Genomic DNA, 12,833 nt, shown 5'->3' with positions numbered 1-12,833 from the left:
CGACCGTGTTTCGGAGTCCAGCTGGGACTGCCCAGGCAGAGTCAGTCAGCGACGTAGTACATGCGCTTGTTGACGAACTCGTCCATGCCGTAGGGGCCCAGCTCGCGGCCGAAGCCTGAACGCTTGGTGCCGCCGAACGGAATCTCCGCACCTTCGCCGCCTGGTGTGTTGACGTTCGTCATGCCCACTTCGAGACGCTGAGCCAGCTTCGCGGCACGCTCTTCGTCCTTCGAGAACACGGCGCCGCCGAGACCGAAGCGCGTGTCATTGGCCAGCTTGAGCGCTTCGTCGTCGCTGGTCACCTTGTAGACGGTGGCCACGGGTCCGAAGAGCTCCTCGCGGTAGGCATCCATGTCCGAGGTGATCCCGGTCAGCACGGCCGGCGATACATAGGCGGAACCGTCGCTGGCGAGCTCGCCGCCGACGAGTTTCGCTCCCTGCTCGACTGCACGGTCGAGCTGCTTGCGCAGGTTCTCCGCAGCACCACGTGAGGACATGGGCGAATACTTGCCGTCGCCTGCCTCGTCGGGGGTGCCCTTCGTCCAATCCTGGGCGCGCTTGGTCAGTCCGGAGACGAAGTCATCGTAGATGTCATTCATGACGATCATCCGCTTGTTCGCGTTGCAGACCTGGCCGGTGTTGTAGAGGCGGGTGCCCCATGCGGTGTCCACGGCTTCGTCCATGTTGTCAGTGTCGAGGACGATGTAGGGATCGGAGCCGCCGAGCTCTAGGACAGCCTTCTTCAGGTTCTTGCCTGCAGTGGCGGCCACGGCCGAACCGGCACGCTCGGAGCCTGTCAGCGATACGCCTTCGACCCGGTCATCGGCGATGACGGTCTCGATCTGCTCGTGCGTGGCGTAGATGTTGTTGTATACGCCCTCGGGGATACCGGCTTCCTTCATGATGTCGGCGATGATCGCCGATGAACGGGGGCAGATCTCCGCATGCTTGAGGATGATCGTGTTCCCCAGCACCAGGTTGGGCGCAGCGAAGCGGGCGACCTGGTAATACGGGAAGTTCCAGGGCATGATGCCCAGGAGTGCTCCGACGGGTCGGCGCTGGATGAATGCCTTGCCGCCCGACATCGATTCGATCGGCTCGTCCGCGGCGAACTTCGGGCCGTTGTCCGCGTAGTAGTTGAAGATGGCCTCGCAGAATTCGGCCTCTTCGATGCCTTCGGCGACGGGCTTGCCCATCTCCAGGGCGATGACCGTCGCGAGTTCTTCCTTGCGCTCACCGAACAGGGCGGCGACCTTGTTCACGATCGCACCGCGCTCTTCGATCGTCTTCTCGCGCCAGCTCAGGAAGCCCTTGTGAGCCGCGTCGAGTGTCTCCTCGATCTGCGCGTCAGTGGCGTTGTCGAACCTCTCGACGACCTCGCCCGTGGCCGGGTTCTCGACACGGTAGCCGCCTGCAGCACTGCCTACATTGCTCATTCCAGACTCCTTTGACTAGTGGCGCCCTGGTGGCGCCGGATAAGGCGTTTGCATCGCTGTTCACCGCCGGAATCGACGGATCGCGTATGCCTGCCTCTCACGCTATCAACACGTGACGTGCGCAACAAGTGGCGGAACCTGGGGGAATCATCAGTTCGCGACAGCCCGGACCACCCTCGCCGAGGTTGTGCGGATTTCGCGGGTGATGTCACGAAATCCGCATACACGGTCAGACCCACTCACGATATCTGCACCGCACTGCGGCGCTCAATCAACGCTGAGTCAGGTTTTCGCGTCAAGGCAACAGTGAAATTCTGACTCAGCGTTGAACGACGCGGCCAGCTCTACGTTGTGACGGAACGGATCAGAAGATCGAGCTGTAGGCATTGAGCGCCAGCTGTCCGCCGAGGTGAGCGTAGAGGACCGTCGAATCCTTCCCCACCGCGCCGTTGCCGACGAGGTCGAGGAGGCCGGCCATCGACTTGCCCTCGTAGACAGGGTCGAGGATGACACCTTCGAGTTCCGCGGTTGTGCGGATCGCGTTGATGGTCGATTCGTCGGGGATGCCGTAGGCCGGGCCTTCCCAGCCGGAGCGGATGTCGACCTCAGCATCGGTGATATCCCGACCGAGCCCGATGAGACCTGCTGCGTTGTTCGCGATGCGTTTGACCTGATCACGGGTCTTGTCCAGGGTTGCAGAGGCGTCGATGCCGATGACCTGGCGCTTTGGACCTCCGGCCGCCTCGAGCGCTGCGAAGCCTGCGATCATCCCCGCATGGGTGGAGCCGGTGACCGTGCATACGATGATCGTGTCGAACAAGACGCCGAGGTCCTTCTCCTGCTCTGCGACCTCATAGGCCCAGTTGACAAACCCGAGTGCACCGAACTTGTGCTCGGAGGCACCGGCCGGAATGGGGTAGGGCCTGCCGCCCGCGGCTTCGACCTCGGCGATGGCGTTCTCCCAGCTGGAGCGGATGCCGATGTCGAATCCGGCGGAGTCGAGGTGCACATCGGCACCCATGATGCGCGAGAGCTCGATGTTGCCGACCTTGTCGTTGACCGGGTCGTCCCAGTCGACCCAGCGCTCCTGCACGAGGCGCGACTTCAGTCCCAGGTGCGCCGCGACGGCCGCGACCTGCCGGGTGTGATTCGACTGGTAGCCGCCGATCGAGACGAGCGTGTCCGCCCCGGAGTCGAGGATGTCGGGAACGATGTATTCGAGCTTGCGGGTCTTGTTGCCCCCGAACGCGAGGCCGGAGTTCACGTCCTCCCGCTTGGCCCACACCCGAGCCCCGCCGAGGTGCTCGCTCAGTCGCTTCAGCTCGTGGACCGGGCTGGGCCCGAAGGTCAGTGGGTAACGCTCGAAATCGGTGATTGGCATGGTGTCCTCTTCGTCTGGTGGTGCTGGAAGCTGGAGAGCAGTTGCTTCAAGCCTGCTGATAAGCGCCTGCGATATGCAATATATTGCATTCCGGTGAGGACTACAATGACACAAGCGCTACGTCCCACATGCCAGCACAACTGGATGCGATGCCAGGACTGCCCAGTGAGCCAACCCAGCCGCGAGAACCAAGAGAGGTCGAGAGTGCCGATTCCCACGAATGCGCCGATCCCCCAGCGGAGGCTGCTGCGCGATGACGTCTATCGCTCGATCCGCGATGCCATCGTTCGGGGCCAACTGGCCCCCGGGGAACAGCTGCGTGACCAGGAGCTGGGCGCATGGCTGCAGGTCTCGCGCACTCCCGTCCGCGAGGCTCTTCAGCGCCTGGGGCAGGCCGGATTGGTCGTCGCCGAGCCGGGGCGCATGACCCGCGTGGCACCAGAGAATCCCGAGGCAGTCATCCACGCCCGCCAGATCGCAGCTCAGCTGCACGCTCTAGCCATGAACCTCGCATTCCCGCACCTCAACGCATCCGATGTCTCCGAAATGGAAGCCGCCAATGAACAGCTGAGATCGGCCCTGCGCAATGCCGACATCGACGCGGCCATCACCGCCGATGATGCATTCCATGAAGTCGCACTGGCTCGCAGCGGCAATCCGCTCATTCCCGATCATCTCGAGGTCGTCACCGCGACACTGCGGCGAGCCGAGTACCTGCATTTCGACTCCATCAAGGGATCCGCCTCGCCCGAGCAGCACGCGGAGATCGTTGCCGCCGTCCGCGCCGGCAACGCCGACCTGGCGATCGCACTGACATGCGAGAACTGGTCAACACTCACCAGCCATAGGGCCGACTGAGCCCACATGCTGACCCAACCGAGATAGTTCGCGCTCAAAATAATTCATCAAGTGATTAGATGACTCGTGTATTGTAATGCCCACGATCACCGACGATCAAAGGAAGAACATTGCATTCGATGATGAAACGCATACTGCCCGTCAGCTTGGTCCTGGCCCTCCTGCTCGGCCTGGCACTTGCACTCACACCGCGAACCGATGCCGCCGCCTCGCCGCCCGGCCAAGCCGCGACACGACACTCAACGGGATGCGGTGTCGAGAAGAAGCCTGGGAACGACCAGGGCACGATCACCTCGGCGGGCGCCGAACGAACCTACCGAGTCAACATCCCCCGCGACTACGACTTCACTGACCCGCTGCCGCTGATCCTCGGCTTCCATGGCAGGGGCTCCGACGGAGCGGAGTTTCAGAACTACACCGGACTCCCCGAACTGCCTGCCATCACGGTCTTCCCCGACGGCATCGCCGAGGACGGAAAACGTGCCTGGCAGGGCGCGCCATACGCCAGCGGAGCCGACGACGTGCGCTTCGTCGCCGATCTGCTCGACTCGATCGAGAGCGAATACTGCATCGATCTCGATCGCGTCTATGCGACCGGAAAGTCCAACGGCGGCGGGATGGTCTCGGCCCTCGCCTGCCAGCTGCGGGACAGATTCTCCGCCTTCGCCACCGTCGCGGGTGCCTACTATCCGCAGTCCTTCGCGGGATGTGACTACTCCGAGCCGACGCCGATGCTCGCCATTCACGGCACCGGCGACGCCACCATGCACTATGAGGGAGGCGAGCGCCAGGGTGAGATCTATCCGGCAGTACGTACCTGGTTGGAGCCTTGGGCAGAGGCCGCAGGCTGCACGGGCTCGAAGGACAGGAAAGTCGGCAAGAAGGGTGAGAAAGTCGTGCGCACCCAATGGCAGAACTGCCAAGACGGGGCCGACGTCGAACTCTATTCTGTTGCCGACGGCGGGCACGTGTGGCCAGGTGAGACCATGTACAGCGGCGGCGGTTATGTCACCGAGCACTTCTCCGCCACGGAGACGATATGGACCTTCTTCGAGGGTCACCCACGCACCGATGAGTGACCCTTGACACTCGATTCACTAAGTGATTAGATGACTTAAACACTTGAAGGAGAGTGCCATGACAGCACCCATCGGACTCGTCGAACGACTCACTCGTGAGATCGTCGAGACCATTCGCTCACAGAACCTGCAACCCGGCCAGACCCTGCCCTCGGCCAAAGCTCTGGCTGAACGCTTCGAGGTCACAGTCCCCACCGTCCGCGAGGCCCTGCGCCGCCTCGAGGCCACCGGATCGGTCGAACTCAAGCACGGTTCCGGGACCTATGTGCGGGAGGCGATCAACCGTCGGATCCTCGACAATCCGCACTATGTGCCCGTCGACCTCGCCGCCGCCATCGAGCTGCTCGATGCTCGCATCGCCATCGAACCCGGCATCGCAGAACTTGCGGCGAGCGTCCAGGGCAAGGATGCCGTGCAGACGATGGAGACCGCGGTCGACAATGCTCTGCAGCTGCACACCGAGGTACCTGCGGGACACTTCCACGTGGAGCTGGCCAAGGCCTCGGGGAACCGGGCCCTGCACGAGATGCTCGTCTCGCTGCTGGCCATCCACTCCCGCACTCAGCAGGCGGCTCGGTTCACCTACGACCGTCTCCGCGACCACGATGAGCACGCCGACATCCTCGATGCCATCAAACGCGGCGACGGACTCGAGGCGTCACATCGGACCCGTAAGCACCTCGAGAGCATCAGGGCCGCCGTCCTCGCCGATTGGTCGGAACGCACCGACGCCGAGGAGGCCACGGCCGCCGAGTCCCTCGCGGCGACCGAATCACCCGCACTCACCGAAGGAACCGAGCAGTGACCCGACAGAGCGTGACCGAGATCCGACCACAGGTTCGCAAGTACGGGCAGCTGACCTCGCTCGAGGTCGAAGTCGCGAAGGGGGACAACGCTCTCCTCATCCTGCCGGTCGGTGCCTGCGAGCAGCACGGCGACGGACTCCCCCTGAGCACCGACAGCATCCGAGCCGACCATGTGGCCATGGCGGTAGCCGAAGAACTGGCAGGGGCCGAAGAACTGGCGGTGGCCGAAGATCTGGCCGGCAGTGACAGAACCGTGCCTGGCAGGGCCTTCGTACTCCCGAGCATCGACTACGGAGTGTCACCTCATCACGGGAATCTGCCCGGCACGATCAGCCTCGATCCGCGGAGCTTCGTCGACATCGTCACCACGGTCGCCGGCCAGCTCTGCGACTCCGGTTTCACCCGCATCCTGGTGATCACCGGCCACGGGGGCAATATCGCCGCCCTCGGCGTCGCCCAACAGGTGCTGCTGAGTTCCCATCCGGATCTCGCCTTCGCCTACTCACCGGTCAGCGGCCTGGCCACCGAGACCACTGCGACGCTGCCCCGCACCGAAGTCAGCGGACACTCCGGGGAATCAGAGACCTCGCAGATGCTGGCCATCGATGACCGCCTCGTCGACTCGGCCCATCTGAGCGCCGGAGCCACAGCACTAGACGAACTGTCTCCGCGGGCGCGACTGACCCGGACCAAATCACCGTCGAGTGCCGTCACATTCGACCAATACTCCGACAACGGGGTCCTCGGGGATCCACTTACCGCCACGGCCGCGGCCGGGCAGGACATCCTCGGCGAGGTCATCTCTGCACTTGTCGCCTACTCCCGGGAGATGCTGCGCCTATGACAGTCCTCGCCGCCTGATCTCGGCGCTCGTCTGCCCCAACAGACTTCCGCCACCGCCACGTCTTCCCCGCCTCAGTCCCACCTCAGTCCCACCTCTCTGACCAATGGAGTTCACGGGTAGCGCCGAGTCGTGCCCAAAGGCTCCTTCATCACCTGGACAAACAGGAGCCAGCCATGGAAGCGACCACCACCGACAAACCCACTCAGGAACGACTCCCGGGCGTTATCCGATTCCTCAACGTCATCGAGAACGTCGGCAACCGACTCCCGCACCCCTTCTGGCTGTTCTGGATCCTGGCAGGAATCCTCGCCGTCCTCAGCCTCGTCCTCTCCGTCATGGGAGTCGGGGTCAACGACCCCGGCACCGGGGAATGGACGCCGGTGAACAACCTGCTCAGCGGCGACGGGATCGCGATGGCGGTGAGCACCTCGCTCGACGCCTACCAGTCCTTCCCACCGCTGATCACGATCATGGTCGTCATCATGGGCGTGGCCCTGGCAGAGCGCACCGGACTCCTCTCCACGGCGATGAAGGTCTCGATCGCACGGGTGCCCGCATCCCTCATCGTCTTCACCGTCGCGTTCATGGGAACGGTCTCCCACGTTGCTTCGGCCGCGGCCTACGTCATCCTCGTCCCACTCGGCGGCATGGTGTTCAAGGCGGTCGGCCGCTCCCCCGTCCTCGGCGTCATCGTCGCGTACACCTCGATCGCCTCGGGATATGACGCCAGCCCGATCCCGACACCCAATGATGCGATCTTCGCAGGAATCACCTCGGCGGCGGCCCACATCATCGATCCCGACTATCTGGTCACCCCGATCGGCAACTGGTACTTCAACATCGCCAGCTCAATCCTGTTGGCCATCGTCATCACCATCGTCACCGAGCTCGTGCTCACGAAGCGGCAGAACCTCGAGGCCGACGAGGACGCCGAGCACGAAGACCTCGTCATCACCGACAGGGAACGCTCGGCCCTGCGGTACTCGATGTTCGCAGTGATCGCGATGCTCCTCTTCGTCGTCGTCCTGGTGGTCCCGGACAATGCTCCCCTGCGCGGAGACGGACCAATCGGAGAGTCACCGTTCCTGACCGGCATCGCGTTCATCATCGCCATGCTCTTCGGTGTCGGCGGCATGGTCTACGGGTTCCGTGAGGGCACGATCGAGAAGTTCGCCGACGTCCCCAAGCTCATGAGCCAGGGCATCGTGTCCATGGCCCCGGTCCTCGTCCTGTTCTTCGCGATCGCGCAGTTCCTCGAGTACTTCGAGTGGACGAACATCGGCATGCTGGTTTCCGTGTCGAGCTCGGAACTGTTCACCGGCCTCGGACTGCCCACATGGGTCATCTTCATCCTCGTGCTGCTCGTCCTCTCCGTCGTCAACGTCCTCATCACTTCCGGATCGGCCATGTGGGCGATCATGGCCCCGGTCATCGTGCCGATGCTCATGCTCCTCGACGTCCCGCCTGAGACCTCGCAGGCGATCTTCCGCATCGCCGATTCGGGCTCGACTGCGATCACTCCGATGAGCCCCTACTTCATCCTTGCCCTCGGCTTCATGCAGCGTTATCAGAAGTCCGCCGGCATCGGCACCCTTGCCTCCCACACCCTGCCGCTGGCGGTGTGCATGACGCTCATGTGGAGCCTGCTCTTCTTCCTCTGGTGGGGCCTGGGCATCCCACTGGGCCCCGACGCGCCCGTGCGGTGAACTTCGCCCAGGCTGTAATGTACTCACCTCATTGGCCACGGGTCCGTGCCCTGGACAGACGTTCTGCATCCGGGCCGACCGGCTAGAGCTCAAGTGCCCTTTCAACAGAACCTCGTGAAACTATATGAAGAAAAAGTTATTGACTCGACACATTTGACCGATATACTCGTCGGTAATACCCCGCAGTAACATACATCACAATGCGACGAAAGACGTCACCATGCGATGCTGACATAGCTGTCGGCATCCGGAGGAGGATCAATGAAGTTCCCAAAGCTCGCCAGCAGCATCAGCGCGGTCGGCAAATCCCACGCGGGGCGGATCGCTTTGGTAGCGATTCCTACCGGCGTTGTCTCCGCCATCCTGATGGGTGGGGTTGCTCAGGGTGCAGTACCTGTTTCATTCGCCATATCGGGAAGCCAGTTCAAGATCAGCTCCACACAGCTCGAGGGAACAGATTTCTCCCAGTACAGCGGGTTCGCCAAGGACGCAGAGGGCGGAAAACATTCGGTCGTGACCGCCAACATCGGCAACGCCACGCTCGAAAATCTCTGCCAGTCTGCAGTCGCGGACACCCCGCTGGGCAAGGCGGGCGTTCTCATCAAGGCTGGCGGAAAAGGCGAGCCGGCATCGGCCAAGAACCTGCAGATCGGCATGACCGGGCTCAGGGGCGACGCCGAATTCAAGAACATTCGGATCGGCGTCGACGCATCCGACGTCAACACCAAGGAAAAGGGTTCCAAGGGTGACTTCGCTCAGGACTCCGACACGGTGTCGATCAAGGACCTGAAACAGGACTCGTGGAGCACCACAGCATCGGTCTTCACCCTGAAGGACATGGAGCTGAAGCTCACTGACGGATCCGAGAAGTGCTTCTGATGAGGGAGGCCGCAATCAACGATCAGCAGACCGACAAGCAGGAGGGCGCCGAGCAGCGAACGAGCCTGCTCGCGCTGTCCCGCCGGTCGCGCCGCAACAGCGAGCGCGAGGAGGCCAAGCCCGAATCGACCGTTGAGACGGCCGAGTTCGACGCTGCAACATCCCGTCGTGACGATGCCGGTCGTGAGAATGCCGTGCGCGAAGGAGCTGGTCGTGAGGATGCCCCAAAGCGTCACCGCTTCCGGAACTGGCGTCGGCAGCGCCCCTTCATCGGCGGAGTGCTGGCCGCGCTCGGGGGGATCGAGCTCTTCTTCTCCGGGCAGCTCGACACCGGCAACCTGCAGATCCAGTTCGGCATCGAGGGGTTGCAGGCCACGGTCATTCCGATCGCCCTCGTGGTGCTCGGGCTCTTGGCGATCTTCAGGCCCACGCATCACGTGTTCTACGGGATCATCGCCCTCGTTCTTGCTGTCTACTCGCTCGTCGGGGTCAACCTCGGTGGGTTCATCCTCGGCATGCTGCTGTCCTCCATCGGATCGATCCTCGTGGTCGCCTGGATGGGACCTCGGGCGCCGAAGTCCGATGCTCAAGGCTCGGACGCTCAGGCACCAGCTGCCGGGCGGAGGGAAGACACTCAATCCGCAGGTGAAGAGGGCACTGCATGAGGGCGCCCAGCCGCCGCACGGCGTCGCTCTTGGCGGCAGCAGTCCTCATCGTCCCCTCGGCCGTGGGAGTGACAGCGGCAGCACCCGCTCAGTCGTCCCCGCTGTGCACTCCGCTGCTCGGATGCGAAAGTTCGGATTCGACTGAGCCGGGTTCGGATGACTCGAAGCCCAAGGCACCGATCTCTCCGGAGATTCCTGTGAAGCCGAAGACCCCGGAATCGCCGGGGCCCACGGACGAACCGACGGAGACACCCACAGACGGACCGTCCGAGACACCTACGGACGAACCGACTGAGACGCCGACGGACGAACCGTCAACTGATCCCACTGATCCCGGTGGGTTGGGAGTCAAAGACCCGGACGAGAAGTCGGATGAAGAGCTCAACGGCGACTTCCCGAAGGATGCGCAACTCGATGAGAAGGCTCCGATCTTCACGAAGACTCCCGCGGCAATGGGGTCTGAGTCACTGTCCTTCAAGGGGCTCAGCGGGATCTCGTTCGCAGCTGTTCCGACCGCCGACGGCGGGAAGATCACCACGCTGAAGATCCAGGCCGATGAGATATCAATCTCCGGGTTCTCACTCACGGTGCGCCCGCCGGAGGAGAAGGAAGGACTGTTGACCACTGCTGACACAATGACGCTCAAGGGCGATGTCACGGTGTACATCGGTTCGATCACCGCCACGACGAAGAACGGCGATTCGCTGACCCTGGGTCCCGAGACGCCGCCGACCATGGACGATGTCGAACCGGGACTCCTGCGAGTCACGATGGGATTGGTCGGTTCCACAGCCGATTCGATCAACTACTCGAACACAGACCAGGAGCTCAAGGAAGCCTGATCACACCCGCGTCGACTCGTTCGTCGCAGGCGCGTCATCCAACAGAGGCCCGTCGTTTCCCAGCATTGCGTACTGCTGGGAAACGACGGGCCTCTTCTGTGTGAGGATATTGGTGTCGGGATACGCGGAACTTTTCAGCCCCCCTTCTTCAGCTGTCCTTCTGGGCACGCGCCAGCTTCTTGGCTTTCAGCGAATCCCGCACCTCACGCAGCTTGTCGCGCTTACGACGACGGCCCGCCTCCGCGGCTCTGATCTGCTCCATCGTCGGCTCATGATCACCCATGCCGACCTGCAGCTCGGCGGGTGTGATCTCACGCATGATGCCGACGTCGATGCGCTTGCGCAGCCGCAGAATCTCAAGGCGCAGGATCCGGGACAGGAAGTAGAGCCCCAGCAGGTTGGGGAAGGCCATGAGGAAGAAGATCGCGTCGGAGAACGCGATGACGGACTCCAGCGACATTGAGGCACCGACGATGACGGCCAGGATCCAGAAGACCTGATATGCCTTGTCGGCCTTCTTCGAGTTCCCCGTCAGATACCCCAGGGCCTGTTGACCGTAGTACCCGTAGGCGAGGATCGTCGAGAACGCGAAGAGGACGACGCAGATCGTGAGCAGGAACGGGAACCATCCGGCGACGCTCGCGAAGGCTTCGGAGGTCAGCCCGATTCCGTCTTCGGACGTCGACCCGTAGAGCCCGGTGGTGATGATGGCCAGGGAGGTCAGGGTGCAGATGATGACGGAGTCGATGAGCGGTTCCCACATCGCCACGAAACCCTCGGTTGCCGGCTTCGTCGTCTTCGATGCGGCATGGGCCATACCGGCCGAGCCGACGCCTGCCGCGTTTGAGAACAGGGCACGCTGGATGCCGACGATGGCGACGCCGATGATTCCGCCGGCGACACCGTCGGGGCTGAATGCCCCGGTGAACATCAGCACGAATGCGTGCGGGATCTCGCTGGCATTCATGATGAGGATGACGAGGACGCTGAGGAAGTAGAGGATCGCCATCATCGGGGTGAGTTTCGAGGTCCACTGCCCGATCTTCTTGATTCCGCCGAGTATGACCAATGCGGTCAGCGCTGCGAACACAACACCGATGAGCCACGATTTTCCGTCGAGGAAGCTGCCCTCACCACCGGTGGCCTTGACGAGGATCGAGGCGGCCTGGTTGGCCTGGAACAGGTTGCCCGCTCCGATCACGCCGATGACGGTGGTGGCAGCGTAGAAGACCGCGAGGAACTTGCCCAACTTGGGGCGGCCGATCTCGGCCAGCCCGTCACGCAGGTAGTACATGGGGCCGCCGGAGACTGTCCCGTCGGCATGGACCTTTCGGTACTTCACGCCCAGAGTCGCCTCGGCCATCTTCACGGTCATGGCGAAGAAGCCGAAGATGATGATCCACAGAGCGGCCCCGGGCCCGCCGATGGTGATGGCGACGGCCACACCGGCGATATTGCCCAGGCCCACCGTGCCCGAGAGCTCTGTGGCGAGCGCCTGGAAGCTCGATACCTGACCGGGGTCGGTCTTGCGGGTGAAGCGTCCGCGGATGATTCCGACCGAGTACTTCAACCCTGTGACCGGCTGAAATCTCAGATAGACGGTGAGGAAGACGGCGGCGGCCATGAGCCAGACGACGATGAGCGGAATGGCTAGGTCGCCGATCGTGAGCTCGAAGAAGACGATGTTGCTGAAGGCCTGCGCAATCGGACCGAAGAACGATTCGATCGCCTGGTCGACGCCTGAAGCAGCGATGATGTCTGCGGCTGCCGAAACATCGACAGCTTGGGAAGCTGCGGTCATCCGATCTGCACTGATCGGGGTGGAATCCAGGACTGCGATGTCGTGGATCTGGCCAGAATTTTCAATTATGGGATTCATTCTCACGGGCGCTTGCTAGCGATTCGTCCGGAGGATCGGTCCGGCACCGGCGCCTGAAGACAACCTAGCAAGAACGCCGCAAGCTGTCAGCTAATATTCAGCTTTCAACGATGCCTGGGGCCACCGTGCCGTTTCAGAAATCACCGCGCTCTTCCACAATTCACGGCCGTCCCCGCAGGAAGTGAACGAAGCTGTGTGCAAGTGCCTGATTGATCCGGATCAGATCGGCGTCCGCCTCGGCTGCCTCCGTCGTGATGGACTCATTGGTTTTGCCCTCGGGCAGCCGTAACGGGTCCGAGCTCAGCCACTGCTGAACCTGCGCGGCGTCGGATTCGGGATGGAACTGTGTCCCCCACGCGAATTTCCCCGACCCGTAACCCTGGATCGGAGCATCGGACCCGGTGACCAGGAGTTCACCGCCGTCTGGCAGCTCCATCTCCTCCTGGTGGAAGAGGACC

At 62.8% G+C, this 12,833-nt stretch carries 11 protein-coding genes and 1 pseudogene; 8 read left to right on the top strand and 4 right to left on the bottom strand.

The features are described from left to right. Positions 1-41 precede the first annotated feature (41 nt). Both HX613_RS11200 and HX613_RS11195 read right to left on the bottom strand, forming a co-directional pair. On the bottom strand, positions 42-1,436 hold the full coding sequence (locus HX613_RS11200) for an NAD-dependent succinate-semialdehyde dehydrogenase (RefSeq protein ID WP_235345394.1): 1,395 nt from the start codon (positions 1,434-1,436) through the stop codon (positions 42-44). A gap of 364 nt (positions 1,437-1,800) precedes the next feature. After that, positions 1,801-2,817 (bottom strand): 1-aminocyclopropane-1-carboxylate deaminase, encoded by a 1,017-nt coding sequence (locus HX613_RS11195; protein ID WP_235345393.1) that lies wholly within the window; start codon positions 2,815-2,817, stop codon positions 1,801-1,803. A 204-nt stretch (positions 2,818-3,021) separates the two neighbouring features. Here HX613_RS11195 and HX613_RS11190 point away from each other — a divergent pair, with 204 nt between their 5' ends. From HX613_RS11190 to HX613_RS11155, 8 genes are all read left to right on the top strand, one after another. Then, positions 3,022-3,675 carry a GntR family transcriptional regulator gene (locus HX613_RS11190; RefSeq protein ID WP_235345392.1) on the top strand — a complete coding sequence of 218 codons (654 nt, stop codon included), beginning with the start codon at positions 3,022-3,024 and terminating at the stop codon, positions 3,673-3,675. A gap of 119 nt (positions 3,676-3,794) precedes the next feature. Next, positions 3,795-4,754 (top strand): alpha/beta hydrolase family esterase, encoded by a 960-nt coding sequence (locus HX613_RS11185; protein WP_235345391.1) that lies wholly within the window; start codon positions 3,795-3,797, stop codon positions 4,752-4,754. A 58-nt stretch (positions 4,755-4,812) separates the two neighbouring features. Beyond that, positions 4,813-5,559: a FadR/GntR family transcriptional regulator gene (locus HX613_RS11180; protein ID WP_235345390.1), complete on the top strand. Its 747-nt coding sequence runs from the start codon at positions 4,813-4,815 to the stop codon at positions 5,557-5,559. Then, on the top strand, positions 5,556-6,404 hold the full coding sequence (locus HX613_RS11175) for a creatininase family protein (protein WP_235345389.1): 849 nt from the start codon (positions 5,556-5,558) through the stop codon (positions 6,402-6,404). The genes HX613_RS11180 and HX613_RS11175 overlap by 4 nt, the downstream gene beginning before the upstream one ends. Positions 6,405-6,577: 173 nt before the next feature. After that, entirely contained in the window at positions 6,578-8,110 is a 1,533-nt protein-coding gene (locus tag HX613_RS11170; protein ID WP_235345388.1) for an AbgT family transporter, read from the top strand. A gap of 261 nt (positions 8,111-8,371) precedes the next feature. Further along, on the top strand, positions 8,372-8,989 hold the full coding sequence (locus HX613_RS11165; protein WP_235343908.1) for a DUF6230 family protein: 618 nt from the start codon (positions 8,372-8,374) through the stop codon (positions 8,987-8,989). Further along, positions 8,989-9,654, top strand: coding sequence for a DUF6114 domain-containing protein (locus tag HX613_RS11160; protein WP_235343918.1), 666 nt, complete (start codon positions 8,989-8,991; stop codon positions 9,652-9,654). Before HX613_RS11165 ends, HX613_RS11160 begins: the two co-directional genes overlap by 1 nt. Further along, complete coding sequence (locus tag HX613_RS11155; RefSeq protein ID WP_235343917.1) at positions 9,651-10,496, top strand: hypothetical protein; 846 nt, start codon at positions 9,651-9,653, stop codon at positions 10,494-10,496. Before HX613_RS11160 ends, HX613_RS11155 begins: the two co-directional genes overlap by 4 nt. A gap of 148 nt (positions 10,497-10,644) precedes the next feature. Here the strand turns inward: HX613_RS11155 and HX613_RS11150 are convergent, their stop codons facing one another. Together HX613_RS11150 and HX613_RS11145 are read right to left on the bottom strand one after the other, a co-directional pair. Beyond that, the gene (locus tag HX613_RS11150) at positions 10,645-12,375 is read right to left on the bottom strand and encodes an alanine/glycine:cation symporter family protein (protein WP_235343916.1); all 1,731 of its coding nucleotides are present in this window, start codon (positions 12,373-12,375) and stop codon (positions 10,645-10,647) included. Between the two features lie 160 nt (positions 12,376-12,535). Then, positions 12,536-12,833, bottom strand: a pseudogene (locus HX613_RS11145) (type 1 glutamine amidotransferase); the annotation flags it as partial.

The organism is Brevibacterium sp. UCMA 11754 (genome assembly GCF_021532275.1).
GTDB lineage: Bacteria > Actinomycetota > Actinomycetes > Actinomycetales > Brevibacteriaceae > Brevibacterium.
The sequence above is the reverse complement of the archived record's forward strand: the minus strand, read 5'-3'. Positions and strand labels throughout refer to the sequence as shown.

What these genes read in the sequence shown, in the direction of transcription:
- HX613_RS11200 (WP_235345394.1), bottom strand. Translation starts at nt 1,436, where the DNA reads ATGAGCAATGTAGGCAGTGCTGCAGGCGGCTACCGTGTCGAGAACCCG.
- HX613_RS11195 (WP_235345393.1), bottom strand. Translation starts at nt 2,817, where the DNA reads ATGCCAATCACCGATTTCGAGCGTTACCCACTGACCTTCGGGCCCAGC.
- HX613_RS11185 (WP_235345391.1), top strand. Translation starts at nt 3,795, where the DNA reads ATGATGAAACGCATACTGCCCGTCAGCTTGGTCCTGGCCCTCCTGCTC.
- HX613_RS11180 (WP_235345390.1), top strand. Translation starts at nt 4,813, where the DNA reads ATGACAGCACCCATCGGACTCGTCGAACGACTCACTCGTGAGATCGTC.
- HX613_RS11170 (WP_235345388.1), top strand. Translation starts at nt 6,578, where the DNA reads ATGGAAGCGACCACCACCGACAAACCCACTCAGGAACGACTCCCGGGC.
- HX613_RS11165 (WP_235343908.1), top strand. Translation starts at nt 8,372, where the DNA reads ATGAAGTTCCCAAAGCTCGCCAGCAGCATCAGCGCGGTCGGCAAATCC.
- HX613_RS11160 (WP_235343918.1), top strand. Translation starts at nt 8,989, where the DNA reads ATGAGGGAGGCCGCAATCAACGATCAGCAGACCGACAAGCAGGAGGGC.
- HX613_RS11155 (WP_235343917.1), top strand. Translation starts at nt 9,651, where the DNA reads ATGAGGGCGCCCAGCCGCCGCACGGCGTCGCTCTTGGCGGCAGCAGTC.
- HX613_RS11150 (WP_235343916.1), bottom strand. Translation starts at nt 12,375, where the DNA reads ATGAATCCCATAATTGAAAATTCTGGCCAGATCCACGACATCGCAGTC.